The 16754-nt window shown below is 62.2% G+C and carries 14 protein-coding genes; 5 read left to right on the top strand and 9 right to left on the bottom strand.

Annotation, left to right across the window (positions count from 1 at the left end):
- Positions 1-97 precede the first annotated feature (97 nt).
- Complete coding sequence (locus RCCGE510_RS01915; RefSeq protein WP_007626605.1) at positions 98-712, top strand: L,D-transpeptidase; 615 nt, start codon at positions 98-100, stop codon at positions 710-712.
- 78 nt (positions 713-790) lie between these two features.
- Here RCCGE510_RS01915 and RCCGE510_RS01910 read toward each other — a convergent pair whose 3' ends face one another.
- On the bottom strand, positions 791-1696 hold the full coding sequence (locus RCCGE510_RS01910; RefSeq protein ID WP_007626604.1) for a DMT family transporter: 906 nt from the start codon (positions 1694-1696) through the stop codon (positions 791-793).
- Between the two features lie 96 nt (positions 1697-1792).
- Between RCCGE510_RS01910 and RCCGE510_RS01905 the strand changes: the two genes are divergently transcribed.
- Entirely contained in the window at positions 1793-2314 is a 522-nt protein-coding gene (locus tag RCCGE510_RS01905; RefSeq protein ID WP_192815266.1) for an Lrp/AsnC family transcriptional regulator, read from the top strand.
- A 148-nt stretch (positions 2315-2462) separates the two neighbouring features.
- On the opposite strand, the gene mgtE is transcribed toward RCCGE510_RS01905, so the two are convergent.
- Together mgtE and RCCGE510_RS01895 are read right to left on the bottom strand one after the other, a co-directional pair.
- Positions 2463-3836 carry a magnesium transporter gene (gene mgtE / locus RCCGE510_RS01900; protein ID WP_007626602.1) on the bottom strand — a complete coding sequence of 458 codons (1374 nt, stop codon included), beginning with the start codon at positions 3834-3836 and terminating at the stop codon, positions 2463-2465.
- Between the two features lie 317 nt (positions 3837-4153).
- On the bottom strand, positions 4154-5167 hold the full coding sequence (locus tag RCCGE510_RS01895; protein WP_007626601.1) for a zinc-binding alcohol dehydrogenase family protein: 1014 nt from the start codon (positions 5165-5167) through the stop codon (positions 4154-4156).
- Between the two features lie 103 nt (positions 5168-5270).
- Here RCCGE510_RS01895 and RCCGE510_RS01890 point away from each other — a divergent pair, with 103 nt between their 5' ends.
- Positions 5271-5675 (top strand): helix-turn-helix domain-containing protein, encoded by a 405-nt coding sequence (locus tag RCCGE510_RS01890; protein ID WP_007626599.1) that lies wholly within the window; start codon positions 5271-5273, stop codon positions 5673-5675.
- On the opposite strand, the gene RCCGE510_RS01885 is transcribed toward RCCGE510_RS01890, so the two are convergent.
- Positions 5634-6860 carry an MFS transporter gene (locus RCCGE510_RS01885; RefSeq protein WP_007626597.1) on the bottom strand — a complete coding sequence of 409 codons (1227 nt, stop codon included), beginning with the start codon at positions 6858-6860 and terminating at the stop codon, positions 5634-5636. The genes RCCGE510_RS01890 and RCCGE510_RS01885 overlap by 42 nt on opposite strands.
- 299 nt (positions 6861-7159) lie before the next feature.
- Here RCCGE510_RS01885 and RCCGE510_RS01880 point away from each other — a divergent pair, with 299 nt between their 5' ends.
- A complete protein-coding gene (locus RCCGE510_RS01880) occupies positions 7160-8104 on the top strand; it encodes a diacylglycerol kinase family protein (RefSeq protein WP_007626594.1) in 945 nt (314 codons plus the stop codon).
- Positions 8105-8119: 15 nt separating this feature from the next.
- On the opposite strand, the gene RCCGE510_RS01875 is transcribed toward RCCGE510_RS01880, so the two are convergent.
- Positions 8120-9472, bottom strand: a complete 1353-nt coding sequence (locus RCCGE510_RS01875; protein WP_007626593.1) for a glutamine synthetase family protein — start codon at positions 9470-9472, stop codon at positions 8120-8122.
- An 81-nt stretch (positions 9473-9553) separates the two neighbouring features.
- On the opposite strand from RCCGE510_RS01875, the gene RCCGE510_RS01870 reads away from it, so the two are divergent.
- Positions 9554-10921: an aspartate aminotransferase family protein gene (locus RCCGE510_RS01870; protein ID WP_007626592.1), complete on the top strand. Its 1368-nt coding sequence runs from the start codon at positions 9554-9556 to the stop codon at positions 10919-10921.
- A 6-nt stretch (positions 10922-10927) separates the two neighbouring features.
- On the opposite strand, the gene RCCGE510_RS01865 is transcribed toward RCCGE510_RS01870, so the two are convergent.
- The 4 genes from RCCGE510_RS01865 to RCCGE510_RS01850 form a co-directional block, all read right to left on the bottom strand.
- Complete coding sequence (locus RCCGE510_RS01865) at positions 10928-12415, bottom strand: glycosyltransferase family 39 protein (RefSeq protein WP_007626591.1); 1488 nt, start codon at positions 12413-12415, stop codon at positions 10928-10930.
- A complete protein-coding gene (locus tag RCCGE510_RS01860) occupies positions 12416-13915 on the bottom strand; it encodes a glycosyltransferase family 39 protein (protein WP_007626590.1) in 1500 nt (499 codons plus the stop codon).
- A gap of 12 nt (positions 13916-13927) precedes the next feature.
- Positions 13928-14944: a glycosyltransferase family 2 protein gene (locus RCCGE510_RS01855; protein WP_007626589.1), complete on the bottom strand. Its 1017-nt coding sequence runs from the start codon at positions 14942-14944 to the stop codon at positions 13928-13930.
- Between the two features lie 137 nt (positions 14945-15081).
- A complete protein-coding gene (locus tag RCCGE510_RS01850; protein WP_007626588.1) occupies positions 15082-16575 on the bottom strand; it encodes a glycosyltransferase family 39 protein in 1494 nt (497 codons plus the stop codon).
- Between the last annotated feature and the right edge of the window lie 179 nt (positions 16576-16754).

Below are 16754 nucleotides of genomic sequence, written 5' to 3'. Positions count from 1 at the left end.
CGCCTTCGTGATTACTTGCGGAGGGCGGTCGTTAGCCGTTCGTTAACCATAATCTTCTTAGCTTGCGACACCATGTTGACGCACTAAGGACACATTCATGACGATCTCCCGCCGGGGCTTCTTGATCGCTCTGCCGCTTTTTGTTGCCGGCTGCTCTTCGACCGGCCTGAACAGCCAGACAAATTATGCCGCACTCCCGGATGAAAAATTCCCGTTGAGGCAGGTGCCGATCGACAAGATCAAGCCGGAACTCCGCCGTCAGGACGTGACCTACGAAACCACCCATGCGGCCGGAACCGTGGTGGTCGATACACCGGCGCGTCGCGCCTACTATGTCCTCGGCGATGGCAGGGCGGTGCGGTACGGCGTCGGCGTCGGTCGCGAGGGGCTGGCATTTGCCGGCGACGCTTATATCGGCCGCAAGGCCGAGTGGCCGAGTTGGACGCCCACCGAAAACATGCAGCGTCGCGAAGAGCGCTATCGCAAGCTCGCCGGCGGCATGCCGGGCGGCCCGAACAACCCGCTCGGCGCACGGGCGATGTATCTTTATCGCGGCGGCGGCGACACGCATTTCCGCATTCACGGCACCAATCAGCCGCAATCGATCGGTCTTGCAATGTCGAGCGGCTGTATCCGCATGATGAACCACGACGTGATCGACCTCTATAGTCGCGTCGAAGTCGGCGCCAGGGTCGTCGTCATCCAGGCTTGAACAATCAAATCAGCTTCATTGAAAGCCGCCGCAGCAATCGCTGCGGCGGCTTTCGACTTTTGTCGGCCCGGCTGGCGGTCAGCGGCGTTGGGAGGCGATCCCCGTGGAAAGCGCTACGCCGATGCCGGTGATCACGGCGGCGCTGATTTCCGTCAGGCCGATCGGTTCTCCCAGCAGGAAGCCGCCGCCAAGCGTTGCCAGCACCGGCGTCAGCGCCGTGAAGGCGGCGGCCTGTGTTCCGCCGAGTGTTTTGACGGCGGTGCCGTAGGCCACCATGGCGACGAGGCCGGAAAGAATGCCCTGGCTCAGCACCTGCAGACCGATTTCCTGGAACGGAGCCTGCGGCAGCGAGATGCCGAAGATCAGCGCAAGCGCGCCCATGATCAGGAAGGACCAGACGGCGATCAGTGCGCTTGCCTGCACGGCCGTCAGACCGGAGCGGCGGAAAGCATGTGTATAGCTTGCCCATAAAGCGGCGCCGGCCGGCAGCAGCACGAAGCTCGTCCATGGTAGCGAGGCGTCTGCGAGGCTGCGCGTGAGCAGGATCAGCACGCCGGCGACGATCGCGACCAGGCCGGCGACGCGGGTGCTATCGGGTCTTTCGCCAAACAGCACGATGCCGATCAGCGCCGCGGCGAGCGGCATCGAGCCGCCGAGCAGGATGCCTGAAGAGGCAGCCGGCGTCGAATGGATGGCCAGCGTGGTCAGTAGGAAGAAAACGGCGCCGGAGCCGGACACCATGATCGCCAGCAGATGCAGCGGCACGGACTTCGGCAACAGTCCGGTCTTCAGCCAGACGGGCGAAAGCACGAGTGCGGGAATTCCAAAGCGGATCAGCCCGATGTCGATCGAGCCGAGCGGCGTTGCGGCGCTGTGGCGGGTGACGAGAAACCATGTCGCCCAGATCAGTACGGTAACAGTGCCGCCGGCATAACCCAGTGCCTGTGAAGGCGACTTGTCGTTCGTCAATGCAATGCTGGTCATCGTCCTGTCCCTTCCTTCATCCGGAGCCTTTCCGGTTGAGGAAAAGATTAGTCCCAGAGGGCAGGGCATGTCCTTGCTATCTCTAGCTCAAAAATCATGCTATGCGCAATCTTCTGCCAATGGACGCCAGCAGGGATCGCGAAAATGCCAAATCTCGATAAATTCGATATTGCCATTCTGAGGTGCCTGCAGGAGGATGCGCGCGCCACCAATGTCGAAATCGCCGAGAAGGTGAACCTTTCGCCGTCGCCCTGCCTGCGCCGCATCCGCAATCTCGAACGTTCCGGTATCATCCGCGGCTACACGGCCGATATCGACCGCAAGGAGGTCGGGCTCGGCCTGACCGTCTTCGTCGAATTCAAGGTCGTCCATCACAGCCGCGAGAATTCCGAGGCGCAGCAGAAGGCGCTGCTGGCCATCCCCGAGATCGTCTCCTGCTTCCTGATTTCGGGCACGGCCGATTTCCTCGCCGAAGTGGTGGTCGAGGATCTCGCCGCCTATGAGCGGCTGCTGACCGAAACGCTGTTGACCTTGCCGAATGTCAGCGACATCCGCTCCAACTTCGCCATCCGCAGCATCAAGACGCACGGACCGTTGAAGCTGCCCGAGGGAAAATAGTTCCCCTCTGGCCTGCGGGCAGTTTGTTGACGAACAATACTCTTTTTTTCGGACTAGTGCCCGGAGCCCGCCCGTCAGACCTCTCGCAAGGCACGTCCCCTCGCCCCGATTTTACGGGGAGAGGGTTAGGGTGAGTGGCATTTTCGCCCTAGAGCAGCGTCCCGCTGAGGATGAGCAGGGCTACCGAGAAGTAGATAACGAGCCCGGTGACGTCGACCAGCGTGGCGACGAAGGGGGCTGAGGCGCTGGCCGGATCGAGCCGCAGCTTCTGCAGCAGGAAGGGCAGCATCGAGCCGCAGATCGAGCCGAAGGTGACGATCCCGATCAAGGCGGCAAACACCGTGACGGCGACCATCTGCCAGTGCGGACCGTAGTCGTACAGCCCGGCCGACTGCCAGAAGACGATGCGGATGAAGCCGACGAGGCCGAGGATCGCGCCGAGCACGATGCCGGTGGGAAGTTCGCGCAGCAGCACTTTCCACCAGTCCGAAAGCTTCAGCTCGCCGAGCGCTAAGGCCCGGATGATCAGCGAGGTCGCCTGCGAACCGGAATTGCCGCCCGAGCTCATGATCAGCGGGATGAACAGCGTCAGCACCACGGCCTTTTCCAACTCGCCCTCGAAATGCTGCATGGCGCTTGCCGTCAGCATTTCGCCGAGGAACAGGGCGGCCAGCCAGCCCGCGCGCTTGCGGATCATGCCGGCGAAGCCGATCTTCATGTAGGGCTGGCCGAGCGCCTCCATGCCACCGAACCTCTGGGCCGCTTCCGTCGTGTCGGAGATCATCGTGTCGATTACGTCGTCGACTGTGACGATGCCGAGCACCTGCCCATGTTCGTCGGTGACCGGCAGAGCGAGCAGGTCGTGTTTGCGGATCAGCCGGGCGACATCCTCCTGCTTCATCAGCGGATTGGCCGAAACCGGCGTGCCCTTCTGCGCCACCGAGAGAATGGAAGAATCCGGCTCGCCGGTGATCAGGCGGCGCAGCGTCACCACATGCATGAGCGCGTGGCTGATCTCGTCGAGAACATAGATGGCGTAGACGGTCTCGCGCGAGCGTTCGACCTGGCGCACATGGTCAAGTGTCTGGGCGACGGTCCAGTTCACCGGCACGCTGACGAATTCCGTCGTCATGATGCCGCCGGCCGTACGCGGCGGGTAGCCCATCAGGTGCTGGATCGCGATGCGAACCGGCTCGTCGAGGCTGGCAAACAGCCGGGCGCGGGTCTCGCCGTCGAGTTCGAGCAGCACGTCGGCAACACGGTCGTTGGACATGCCATGCAGGAGCCGTGCAGCGTCCTCGGCGCTGATCAGCGCCAGGATCTGTGCAGCGTTGCGAAGCTCCGGCCGGTCGAGGATGTTGACGGCATAATCGAGCGGCATGCCGGTCAGCACGCGACCGGCGTCCTGGACGGTCAGTGCGTTCAACGATTCGACGTGTTCGGCGATCGTTGCGCCGCGGCTGTTGTTGATGAAGGCACGGGCGGCATGACCTGCCCGAAGAGGGAAGCGATTGATGTTCATGTGAGGCTCGCCTTTCCGTCGATCCGCCGTAGCGTTCCGACGGGCGAGCCGACAGGAGTCGGTCAGCGCACGAGGGCCGCGTACGGCAAGGGCAATCGACTGCTACTGTCGCTTGGCATCGTTAAGATGGCTCCGTTGAAATCCGTGGAAGACAGGTGTCATTCACGTGAGATGCTAGGTGGTCCCGAACGCGAAAAAAGTCAAGCGGGGTAAAAGCTTAACGCCAGAATGTCGCACCCTGCGATGCGGCATTATGGGCAGACATGCTTTACGCAGTCTTGCAGAGTTCCAAAGGAGTGGCCTGCAGGGTTGCGGCATCAGAATCCGGCAAGCACTACCTTGCCCTTCATCCTGCCGCTTTCGACCATGGCATGCGCCTTCTTGAGATTCGCAGCATTGATCGGCCCGACGATTTCCGAAAGCGTCGTGCGGATCTTTCCGGCGTCGACAAGCTCGGAAACCTTGTTCAGCAGCTTGTGCTGCTCGATCATGTCAGGCGTGCCGTAGAGCGGGCGGGTAAACATCAATTCCCAATGAACCGAGGCGGCCTTGCGCTTGAAGGGCACGATGTCGAGCGTCTTCGGGTCGTCGATCAGCGCGAAGCGGCCCTGCGGCGCAATCGCTTCGACGACGTCGGCGATATGGCTGTCGGTATTGGTGGTCGAAAATATGAATCCCGGCGCGCCGATGCCGAGCGCTTCCACCTGTGGCGCGACCGGCTTGGAATGATCGACGACGTGTTGCGCGCCGAGGTCCTTCACCCACTCCTGTGTTTCCGGCCGCGACGCGGTCGCGATCACGATGAGATCGGTCAGCGTTCGGGCGATCTGGATGGCGATCGAGCCGACGCCGCCCGCGCCGCCGATGATCAGGATGGCGCGTGCCGCTCCGGAAACCGCATCCTGCACCTTCAGTCGGTCGAAAAGAGCTTCATAGGCCGTGATCGCGGTCAGCGGCAGGGCGGCTGCGGCAGCGAAATCGAGGCTTTTCGGTTTGGTGCCGACGATGCGCTCGTCGACGAGATGGAATTCGGCATTGCTGCCCGGCCGGCTGATGACGCCGGAGTAGAATACCGCGTCGCCAGGTTTGAACAGCGTGACCTCAGCGCCGATCGCCTTGACGATGCCGGCGGCGTCCCAGCCGAGCACCTTGAGTTCGTCTGCGGGTGGTGCGGAATGGGCGCGTACCTTCACATCGACGGGATTGACCGAAATCGCCTTGATCTCGACGAGCAGATCGTGACCGTTGGCCTCCGGCATCGGCAACTCGACATCGATCAGCGAGGTCTCGGCGGAAATCGGTTGGGGCGTTTTGTAAGCGACGGCGCGCATGGGAGACTCCTGTGTTCATTGCACGGAAGCTAGATGCGCACTATGTTCCGACAACGCAAGAATGCACAAATTCTGTACGTAGTACCCAAAAGGATACTGTAAAATGTCGTTGCCGCGCGCCAAGCTCGTCAAGAACTTTCCCGGCTGTCCGGTCGAGGCGACGCTGAGTTACCTTGACGGCAAATGGAAGGGCGTGATCCTCTTCCATCTGATGGAAGGTACTCTGCGTTTCAACGAACTGCGCCGCAAACTGCCAGCCGTGACCCAGCGCATGCTGACCAAGCAACTGCGCGAACTGGAAGAGTCCGGTCTGGTGTCGCGCACCGTCTTTCCGGTGGTGCCGCCGCGCGTCGAATATGCAATGACGCCGCTCGGCATGACGCTGAAGCCGGTCATTCGAGCGCTCGCCGCCTGGGGCGATGATTATGTCTTCTGCAACCCTGAAGGCCGCGAGCTGCGCATGACCTCAGACGGCCTGTGCGCTCCGGTCGCGGCGCTCCAGACGTAGCGAGGCTGCAAAAACGAAGAGGCCGAGGAAGGACAGTGCCGCGCCGACATAGCCGGTTGCCGCAAAACCGTAGCCCCAAGCGATGACGAGGCCGCCGAGCCAGGCGCCGATCGCATTGGCGATGTTGAAGGCGGAATGGTTGGAGGCGGCGGCAAGCGTCTGAGCATCGGCAGCGACATCCATCAGCCGCGTCTGCAGCGCCGGGCCGGCGGCGAAACCGCAGCCGACGAGGAAAACCGAGAGGCCGAGCATATAGGGATTGGCGGCAGTCAGCGAGAAGGTGGTCAGCACGACGATATTATAGACGAGCGAGCCACCGATCGTACCGAGCAGCGATTTGTCCGCGAGCCACGAACCTATGAAATTGCCGGCATTCATGCCGACGCCGAAGAGCACCAGCATGATCGGAACGGCTGTTTCCGGCAGCATCGCCACCTCAGTTGTCGTCGAGGCGATATAGCTGAACATCGCAAACATGCCGCCGTAACCGACGGCGGCGATGCCGAGCGTCAGCCATACCTGCGGCCGGCGGAAGGCGCCGAGTTCGCGCAGGAAGCTTGCCTCCTCGGAAACCCTGTCCTTGGGCACGTAGAACCAGATCAGCGCCACCGTCAAAAGGCCAAGCACGCCGACCGAGAAAAATGCGATCTGCCAGTCGAGTGACTGGCCGAAGAACGTCGTCAGGGGCGTGCCGAGAAGTGTCGCAACGGTCAGGCCGAGCATGACGCGGCCGACGGCGCGCGCGCGGCGGTGCACCGGCACCATCGAGGCCGCGACAAGGGCCGCAACGCCGAAATAGGCGCCATGCGGCAGGCCGCTGATGAAGCGCAGCAACGTGAAGGTTTCGAAGGTCGGCGCCATGGCGCTGAAGATATTGCCGGCGGCAAAGATCAGCATCAGTATCAGCAGCAGCGTACGGCGTGCCATCTTCGCGGCGAGCACGGCGATGACGGGCGCGCCGATGACGACGCCGAGCGCATAGGCGCTGATGACGTAGCCGGCTTGCGGGGTCGTGACAGAGAAGGTCTGGGCGACATTGGGCAATAGGCCCATAATCGCGAATTCGCCGGTGCCGATGCCGAAGCCGCCGCAGGCGAGCGCCAGCTGGACCAGCGCTACTGTCGTTGCCGACGGCAGCCCTTGATCCTGGCTCTCGATGGAATCATTGATGGCGATCTCACTCACGAGAGCTCCTCGATACGGTTTCTGATTTTCGATAGCCTTGGCGCAGGCGCGGCCGCGGACCGATCGTTCAAAATGGCGGGAGGTGGAGACCTAGCTCCGATCCTTCCATCTATCCCTAACGTTCAAGCCGGCGTCGAGTGCGTTTTTTGCAGTGCAGCGTCCTGCTATGTGCATATGTCCGTTGCAATTTTTGCATTTCTATCATCTCTAGGAAAAGGCAGTGGCGCTTGAAATCGCCGATATCGCAACCATCTGATGGGCAAGGCAGGATTATTTCCGCGCCAGAGACGGGAGCCCTCATGAAGCTTGTCGGCTTTTTCAATCGCGACGGCGGTACTTTCAAGACCACCGATATGCTGGCCTACGAAAAGAGGGCGGAGGCAGCGTTCCGCGAAGCGGGGCACGATTTCGACGCCATCGTCTTCTCCGGAAAGGAGATCATTCCCGCCATGGAACGGGCGGCCAAGCGCGACGATATCGATGGCATCGTCGCCGGCGGCGGCGACGGCACGATTTCGGCGGCGGCCTCGATCGCCTGGAAGAACGGCATTGCGCTCGGCGTCGTGCCGGCCGGCACCATGAACCTCTTTGCTCGCTCGCTGCGTGTGCCGCTCGATATCTGGCAGGCGCTCGATGTGCTTGCCTCCGGCGAGATCGACAATGTCGATATCGCCAGCGCCAACGGCCGACCCTTTATCCACCAGTTTTCCGCCGGCTTGCATGCCCGCATGGTGCGCTACCGCAACGCCTACAGCTATCGCTCCAGGCTCGGCAAAATCCGGGCGAGCACCAAGGCCGCCTTGGGCGTCATCTTCAACCCGCCGGAATTCGAAGTCGAGTTCGAGGCGGCCGGCATGCGCGAGCGCCGCAGGGTGTCGGCAATCTCCGTCTCCAACAATCCCTTCGGTGAGAATGCGCTGCTTTACGCCGATAATCTGAGAAGCGGCGAACTCGGCTTCTACACGGCAAATCCGCTGAAACCCGTCGGCGTCGCTTGTCTCGCCATCGACATGTTGCGCGGCAAGGTCCGCGAGAATGCGGATGTCATGGTGATGCATCCGGCCGAGGTGCAGCTGCATTTCCCGAAACTGCGTTCCAAGGCCAATTGTGTCATGGACGGCGAGTTGCTGCCGCTCGAACGCGACGTCTCAATCCGGCTGCATCCAGGCGAATTGAAGGTTCTCGTCAAGCAGGGTCTTGCCGCGCAGGTGGATGCGGCCGAGCGCCGCGAGCCGGCTGTGTAGGTGCTCTGCTGAATTTCAGAGCCGCGGCAGATAAGTGCGATAGTCGAAATCCGAGACGGTGCGCAGATGCGCCAGCGCTTCCTTGCGCTTGGTGTCGCCATAGAGCGCCTGATAACGTGCGCCGAAGATATCGGCGATGAACGGCGAGGCGCGGAAGGCCTCGACGGCGCTCAGGAAATCATGCGTCAGCCGCGCGGTATTGGCCGGTGTGTGCGACGGCGTCGTTTCCTCGCCTGGGTTGAGTTCGCCGTCTAGTCCAAGCAGCATGCCGCCCAGGATCGCCGCAAGCAGCAGATAGGGATTGGCGTCGGCGCCGGCGACGCGGTGCTCGATGCGGGCGGCTGGTCCATCCGTGTCTGGTATGCGGATCGCCGTGCCGCGATGGCCGCTGCCCCAGGTCAGATCGACAGGTGCAAACGAGCCCGGCTGGAAGCGGCGATAGGAATTGGCGAAAGGGGCGAAGATCAGCTGCGCCGCGCGCATCGTGTCGAGCAGGCCTGCTGTCACCGATTTGAGCAGCTTCGGTTCGCCGCCCTTGGCATCGAGAATGTTGCGGCCTTGGCCGTCGATGATGCTCGCATGCACATGCAGTCCGGAGCCGGCATGGTCGGAATAGGGCTTGGCCATACAGGTCGATTTCAGCCCGTGGCGGCGCGCCGCCTGCTCGGCGATGCGCTTGAGGTAGAGGCAATCGTCGGCCGCGGCCAGCGCATCCGGGCGATGCAGCAGGTTGACCTCGAACTGACCAGGGCCGAATTCCGCCGTCGTCGCATCCGCCGGCAGCCCCTGCGCCTTCGCATAGGCCCTCAGCGTCCCGAGATAGGTGTCGAGTGCATCGACGACGCTCATGTCGTAGAGCTGAAAACCGTTCGGCTCGCCGCGATAGGTGAGGCTTTCGGGCGGAGAGGGGCGGCCGGCCTCGCGCCAGTCCCCTGACATCACGTAGAATTCCAGCTCGGTCGCCACCACGGGTGTCAGGCCGCGTGCGCGATAGCGATCGAGCACCGAGGCGAGGATGGCGCGCGGGTCCATGAAGCTCGGGCTGCCGTCGAATTCGTGGATGGTGGCAAGCACCTGCATCGAGCCCTCGGGCGCCCAAGGCATCGGCGCCAGGCTCCGCCGGTCGGGGACGAGCTTGCCGTCCGGGTCGCCGATCGTCAGCGACAGACCGGTAATGTCGTCATTGTCGTCGCCCCAGATGTCGAGCGATTGCGTCGAGGTCGGCAGGCGGATGTCGCCGGCCCAGATCTTGTCTTCGGCGCCGGATGGAAGCTGCTTGCCGCGCAGATCGCCGTTCATTCCGACGATCAGGATCTCGAAACGCGGGTCGCCGCCCTCGGCCTTGCCGTCCGTCCTGTCGCTCGCCATGACCTTGAAAATCCTCCGGGACAAGGCCAAGCTCCTATCCCATCGATAACAGCCTTTCAATCCGCGAGGGTCTTCCCAGTGATGCCAGATACTTCCCCACCCTCGAACCTTGCGGCGATCGACTCTGCGCATCACCTGCATCCCTTCGCCGACATGAAGAAACTGAATGCCGAAGGCACGCGCATCATCCAGCGCGGCGAGGGCGTTCATATCTTCGACAATCACGGCAGGAAATATCTCGACGGCTTCGCCGGCCTCTGGTGCGTCAATATCGGTTACGGCCGCCGCGAGATCACCGACGCCGTCGCAAGGCAGATGAACGAGCTGCCCTACTACAACACCTTTTTCGGCACGAGTTCGACGCCGGCGACGCTGCTTGCCCAGAAGGTCACCGCCCATGCCGGCGCGCGTTTCAACCATATCTTCTTCACCGGCTCCGGCTCGGAGGCGAACGACACCTGGTTCCGCATGGCCCGCGTCTACTGGAGTGCCGTCGGCAAGCCGTCGAAGAAGATCGTCATCGCGCGGAAGAACGGCTATCACGGCTCGACCGTCGCCGGCGCCAGCCTTGGTGGTATGAAATACATGCACGAGCAGGGCGACCTGCCGATCCCGGGCATCGTCCATATCGGCCAGCCCTACTGGTACGGCGAGGGCGGCGATCTCTCGCCTGATGAATTTGGGCTCAAGGTCGCCCGCGAGCTCGAAGCGAAGATCGATGAACTGGGCGAGGAAAATGTCGCCGCCTTCGTCGCCGAGCCGGTGCAGGGGGCTGCCGGCGTCATTATCCCGCCGGAAACCTACTGGCCGGAGATCGACCGCATCTGCAAGGCGCGCAATATCCTATTGGTGACCGACGAGGTGATTTGCGGTTTCGGCCGGCTGGGCGCCTGGTTCGGCTATCAGCATTTCGGCGTCGAGCCCGATCTGGCGCCGATCGCCAAGGGACTGTCCTCCGGCTACCTGCCGATCGGCGGCGTGCTGGTCAACGACCGCATTGCCGATGTACTGATCAACGAGGTCGGCGACTTCAATCACGGCTTCACCTATTCCGGCCATCCGGTCTGCGCTGCCGCCGCCCTCGAAAACCTGCGCATCATCGAGGAGGAAAGACTGGTCGAACGGGTGCACGACGATATCGGGCCCTATTTCGGCAAGGCTTGGGCAGCACTCGCCGACCATGACCTGGTCGGCGAGGCCGTCAGCATCGGCCTGATGGGCGCTCTGCAGCTTGCCGCCGACAAGAGCACACGCACCCGTTATGACAAGCCCGATCAGGTCGGTGCGTTGGTGCGCAACCACGCGCTGGCGAACGGCCTCGTGCTGCGCGCCACCGGCGACCGCATGCTGGCCTCGCCACCACTGGTCATCAGCCACGCGGAGGTGGACGAGATGGCAAGAATTACCAGGCTGGCCCTGGACTTGGCCTGGAAGGAGCTGAAATCCTGAATTCGCTCAGCCTGGTTGGTCGACCCAAGCATAGCCGAAACGGTAGCGATCGTCGCCGCGCCCGTAGAAATAGGGCACGTCGATCACCAATCCCTCAGGCGCGGATGCGCCGAGATTGGCCTGCAGCCATTGAGCCATGGCCGGCGGGAGCGCTTCGCTTCCCCCTTTCGGCGGTATCAGCCAGACGAGGAGAACCGGTCGCCGGCCGGTAATATCGGGGTGGAAGCCGGGATAGTCGACGGAGAGAACCGGCACGCCGGGGATATCCTGCCTGAGATTGCCGGCAAGCAGGCTGTCTCCGGCAAGGATTGCCGCCGGCTCTGCCTGTGTGCGCAAGCGTTCCAGCATCGGGGCATAGGGCCTGTTCAATCGTTCGTAATGACCGGTGAAGCGTGCGGCGGCGACGCTGCCGTAAAGGGCGGCCGGAACGCCGATCATGATGATGGCGACGACGACCATGAAACGCCGGAACGCTATGCCTGTCAGGACGCCCGCGGCCTCGATCTTCAGGCAGAAATAGAGCGGCAGGATGAAGAGCATCGGCACCAGCCAGCGATCCTTGATACCGGCCGCGCCGCCGAAAACGATCAGAAACAGAATGCCGGCGAGGAAGACAAGCATCATCCGCTCGATGAGCCGCGACCATTGCGAGCCCGTAGTGAGTGCCGGACGAAGGCTCTTGCCGAAGACGATGGCGAAGACCGCGACCGTCAATCCGGCAAAGCTGATGGTGGCGAGAGCGAGCGAGCTGACACCCATGGTCACCTGCGCGAGGTAACTCGCATGGCCGCTCGCCGTCATCTTCTCCAGGGTGCGTGCGGTGGCGAAATCGAGATTGTCCTTCAGCCAGAAGAGATGCGGCAGGACGATGATCAGCGCTACACCAGCCGTCACCACCAGCCGCCGGTCGAAGATCCGTGGCCGCAGACGCGCATCCGCCAGCGCGGCAATCAGCGCTGCCGCCGGAAGGATCGCAAAATTATATTTGGCAAGCAGGCCAAAACCGATGCCGATGCCGGCGATCAGATAGGAGGCAAGGCTCGGCTGCTTCAGGCTGCGGATGAAGCCGTAAAAGAAGATGCTGGCCGAGAAAAATACGGCGACCGTATGCGTGAGGTCGCGCTGCATCTCGAAAGCCATTTGCGGGATCGTCAGCATCCCGAGCGTCGCCATCGCCACCAGCGCCTTGTCGCGCAGCAGAAGACGCGCGGTCAGGCCGTAGAGCAGGTAGGACATGAACAGCAGAAGGTTCTTCACCACCGAAAGTGCGGCGAGTGAGACGCCTGTAAATTGGAAGACGGTGTACTGCAGCCAGTTGTAGAAGGGCGGCTGCGGGCCGTAGCCGGCGGCAAGCCATTGCGAGCGGAAGGCCTGTTCGGCTTCGTCGAGATCGAGCGAATGCGAGGTTGCCAGCCGCACGCCGATCTGAACCACGAAATAAGCGGCCAGCAGGACGAAAATCCACCGGATGTCGCGGTTGTTGGTCTCGCTCATCTATCTGGCCCCCGGCTGAACCCAGGCGTAACCGAGCGCGAAATTGTTGCCCTGGCGGCCAAAATAATAGGGAAGCGACAGCGAGCCGATCTCCTGCGGCGTGATGCCAGCCGCCGTCAGCGCCGATGAAAACCGTTCCGGCATCACCGCATCGGCGGCGGTCGCCGTCTTCTTGCCGCGCCAGACGACCAGCACCGGCCCCTTCGCCTCGGCATAGGCCGCGATGCCCGGTGCCGGGAAATCAGGGATCACCACGGGCACATCCGGAAATTGCAGCCGCATGTTTCCGCCGACGTAGGTGTCGGAGGCGATCACCAGCGCCGGTTTCTCCTGCCGCGTCATTTCGCGGGAAAGCCCGGCCATCGGCACGTTCGGCCGGCTGTAGACACCGATCAGCCCGGCGCCGACGACACGCAAGCCGAGTGCGACCAGCACACAGGCCATCAGTATCGGCAGCACTGGCCGGAGGCGGCGCAGCCCGGCGGAAAGGTCGATGCCGCCAGCCTGCATTTTCGCCAGAAAATAGATCGGCAACACCAGCAGGAACGGGTCGAGCCAGCGCTCACGCACGGTGGTGGAGCCGGTGAAGAGCACGATGAGAACGATGCCGGCAAGGCTTGCGAGCATCATCCGCTCCATCATCCCAGTCCAGCGGTTGCCGGCCGAAAGGGCACGGACGAAATCCATGCGGAAAGTGGCGGCGAAAATGGCGACCGGCAGCGCCGCAAAGGCAATGATGGCGACGACAAAGGCGATGAGGCCCTTGCCGATTCGCACCATGCCGGCGGGTTCGTTGCCGGCGGCCATCTTGACCAGAGTATCCGAGGATGCGAATGCGAGATTGTCCCGCAGCCAGATCGCATGGGGCAGGACGATGACAAGCGCGACAGCGATCGCCGCCAGCAAGCGCCGGTCGAGCGCCCTGCGGCGCCATTCGGCATCCGGCAATATGGCGATCAAGGCGGCGGCTGGCATCAGTGCGAAATTATATTTCGAGATCAGGCCGATGCCTGTGGCAAGCCCGAGCAGAAGATAGCTGCCGATATCCGGGCGGTCGAGCGTGCGGAAAAAGCCGTAGAGAAACAGCGAACTGGCAAAGAGCAGCGCCGTCGTGTGGGTCAGATCCTGCTGCGCCATATAGGAGACCTGGGGCAGGGTGACCAGCGCCAGCATGGCGATGGCGGCAAGCGCCTCGTCCTTCAGTGCGCGCCGCCCGGCAAGACCATAGAAGAGATAGGAGAGGAACAGCAGAATGTTCTTCGGCACAACAAGCGCGCCGATCGACATGCCCGTCACCGAAACGACGGCGTATTGCACCCAGTTGTAGAAGGGCGGCTGCGGGCCGTAGCCCGCCAGCAGATATTGCGAGAAGAAGGATTGCTCGGCCTCGTCGAGCTCCAGCGAATGCGGAAGCGCGAGGCGCAGCACGATGTTGAGCACGAAATAGGCCACAAGCAGCAGGCCGGCGGTTTTGATCTTCCTCGTCGCGCGCTCCAGCATCGTGCTGCCGGCTTAGGCTTGGTTTCGATCGTCGAAGATCTGCCGCACGATATAATTCGGAGAGGCATCATCCCGGTAATAGGTGCGCGCGATCATCTCCGCCAGGATGCCGGTTGTGATCATCTGCACCGACGATAGCAAGAGCACGACGCCGACCATCAGCATCGGGCGCGTGCCGATATCGTTACCCATGATGAACTTGTCGAAGCCGAGATAGATGAGAATCAGCATGGCGACCGCACCGAGGCCAAGACCCAGCGAGCCGAAGAAATGCCCGGGCCGTGCCTTGTAGCGCATGAAGAACATCACCGACAGCAGGTCGAGGATGACGCGGACGGTGCGCGAGATACCGTATTTCGAAACGCCGTGTTCGCGCGCATGGTGGGTGACGGCCATCTCGCCGATGCGCGAGCTCGGGACGACGCCGGCCACCCAGGCCGGGATGAAGCGGTGCATTTCGCCCATCAGCTTCACCTGCTTGATGATCGAGGCACGGTAAATCTTCAGGCTGCAGCCGTAATCGTGCAGCTTGACGCCGGTGATCCGACCGATCAGGTAGTTGGCGCACCAGGAGGGGATCTTGCGCAAGAACAGACCGTCCTTGCGGTTCTTGCGCCATCCCACAAGGAGGTCGAGTTCGCGCCGTTCCAGTTCGGCAACCATCGCAGGAATGTCCTTCGGATCGTTCTGCAGGTCGCCGTCCATCGTTGCGATCAGCCGGCCCTGGGCGGTGTCGATACCAGCCTGCATGGCAGCGGTCTGGCCGAAATTGCGCTGCAGCTCGACGATCCTGAGGACCAGCCCGTCGCGTCCGACGAACTTGCGGGCGTTGACGAGCGTCGCATCCGTGCTGCCGTCGTCGACGAGGATCAGCTCCCAGTGATGGGGATAGGCTGCCATCGCAGCCACGACACGCTCGACGAGCGGACCGACGCTATCCTCTTCGTTGAAAATCGGCACGACCAGCGACAGCTCGAGCGATTGTACCGGATCATTCGTACCGCGAATGGGCTCTACGGTTGTCTGCAACGTTCATCTCCAAAAGGCCGGACGGCCGAGCAATCTTACTGCTGCCGTCGCGCTTGCGGAAGGCTAGTACATGAACTGTCTGCCGGTTGCCAGCGGGCAATGCCGGTTTCCCCGCAATCGCTTGACCTGCCGAAACGCTATTTCGCGCCGCCCTCCACCCAGGAATACCCGATGGAGAAGCTGCGTTTGCCGTCACCGAAGAGATAGGGCAGCGTCAGCGTGTTCAACTCCTGCAGATGAATGCCTGATCTCATGAGATCGTTGGCGAAGCCGGGGGAAATCGTCGGGTCATCTGCGGTCTCGCCGCGCCAGATAACCAGCACCGGCCCCTTCGCAGCCGCATATTCGGGAACCCCGGGCCCCGGAAAGAAGGGTATCACTACAGGAACATCAGGTAGTTGAAGCTTCAGGTTGCCTGCTACGAACTTGGTTCCAGCCACGATGAGAACCGGCTTGCGGGTCGCGGTCAGTTCGGCGACGTAGCCCGCAAAGGGTACGTTGGTTCTTGTGTACGAGCCGATATATTGAATGCCGATGATCCGGAAGAGAAGGATCGACAGGATGACGACCATAAAGACCGGCACCACCGGCCGGAAGCGCGCAAGGCCGGCGGAAAGATCGACACCTGCGGTTTCCAGTTTCAGGAACAGATAGAGCGGCAGAACGAGCAGGCAGGGGTCGAGCCAGCGCTCGTGGATATCGCTCGCGCCGGCGAAGACGACGATGCCGACAAACGCAAGCAGGCTGACGATCATCATCCGCTCGATCACCCGGATCATCGGGCTGGACGAGGAGAGTGCACGAAAGAAATCCCGCCGGAAGGCGGCTGCGACGAGAACGATCGGCATTGCAACGAAGCCGAGAACGGCGATGAGAAGAGATAATAGTCCTTGTCCGATGCGGGGGATGCCGGCGGGGGCAAGGTCTTCGGCCGTCATCCGCTCCAGTGTCGGCGCAGAGGCGCTGAGGAGATTGACAGGCAGCCATAGCGCATGCGGCAGTACGATTAGAACGGCGATTGCGATCGCCGGCAGCAAACGCCAGTCGATGAGGCGGCTGCGCCATTCCCGATCCGGCAGCACGGCGATGAGCGCTGCAGCCGGCAGGATGGCGAAATTGTATTTCGAGATCAGCCCGATGCCGGTGGCGATGCCGATGATGAGGAAACTTGTCATCGTCGGCTGGCGCAGCGTCCGGAAAAAACCGAAGAGGAAAAGCGAGGTCGCAAACAGCAGGGCGACGGTATGGGTCAATTCGCGCTGCGCCATCAGACCCACTTGCGGCAGCGTAATCAGGCTCAGCATGGCGACGGCTGCAAGCGAACGGTTCTTCAGCACCTCGCGGGCAACAAGTCCATAGAACAGATAGCAGCCGAAGAGAATGATATTCTTGGGCACCGAGAGCACCCACATCGATATGCCGGTCACCGAAACGATGGCATATTGGATCCAGTTGTAGAACGGCGGCTGCGGGCCGTAGCCGGCAAGCAGGTATTGTGAATAGAAGGATTGCTCCGCCTCGTCGAGATCGAGCGTATGCGGCAGGGCGATGCGAAGCGCGATATTGAGCAGGAAATAGACTGCCAGGAAAATGCTTGCGCTCGTAATGCTTTTGGTAATCCGCTCCAACATCGATCTCCACGTCAAGCCGGCAAGGCGTGTGATTTACCGCTCAGCGCTCGGATCGTCGGCGGGGCGGGTTCGCCGCCATCGCCCATCAACTCCGCCGTTGTGCGCAACCGTCATTTCTCTTAAAAGGCCTGGCGACGGGATCGGGCCCTGCCGACCCAAGGCTGGTCGACCCAAGCCCG

Source organism: Rhizobium sp. CCGE 510, assembly GCF_000292525.1.
Lineage (GTDB): Bacteria > Pseudomonadota > Alphaproteobacteria > Rhizobiales > Rhizobiaceae > Rhizobium.
Note: the sequence above shows the minus strand (reverse complement) of the source record. Positions and strands in the feature narration are given on the sequence as shown.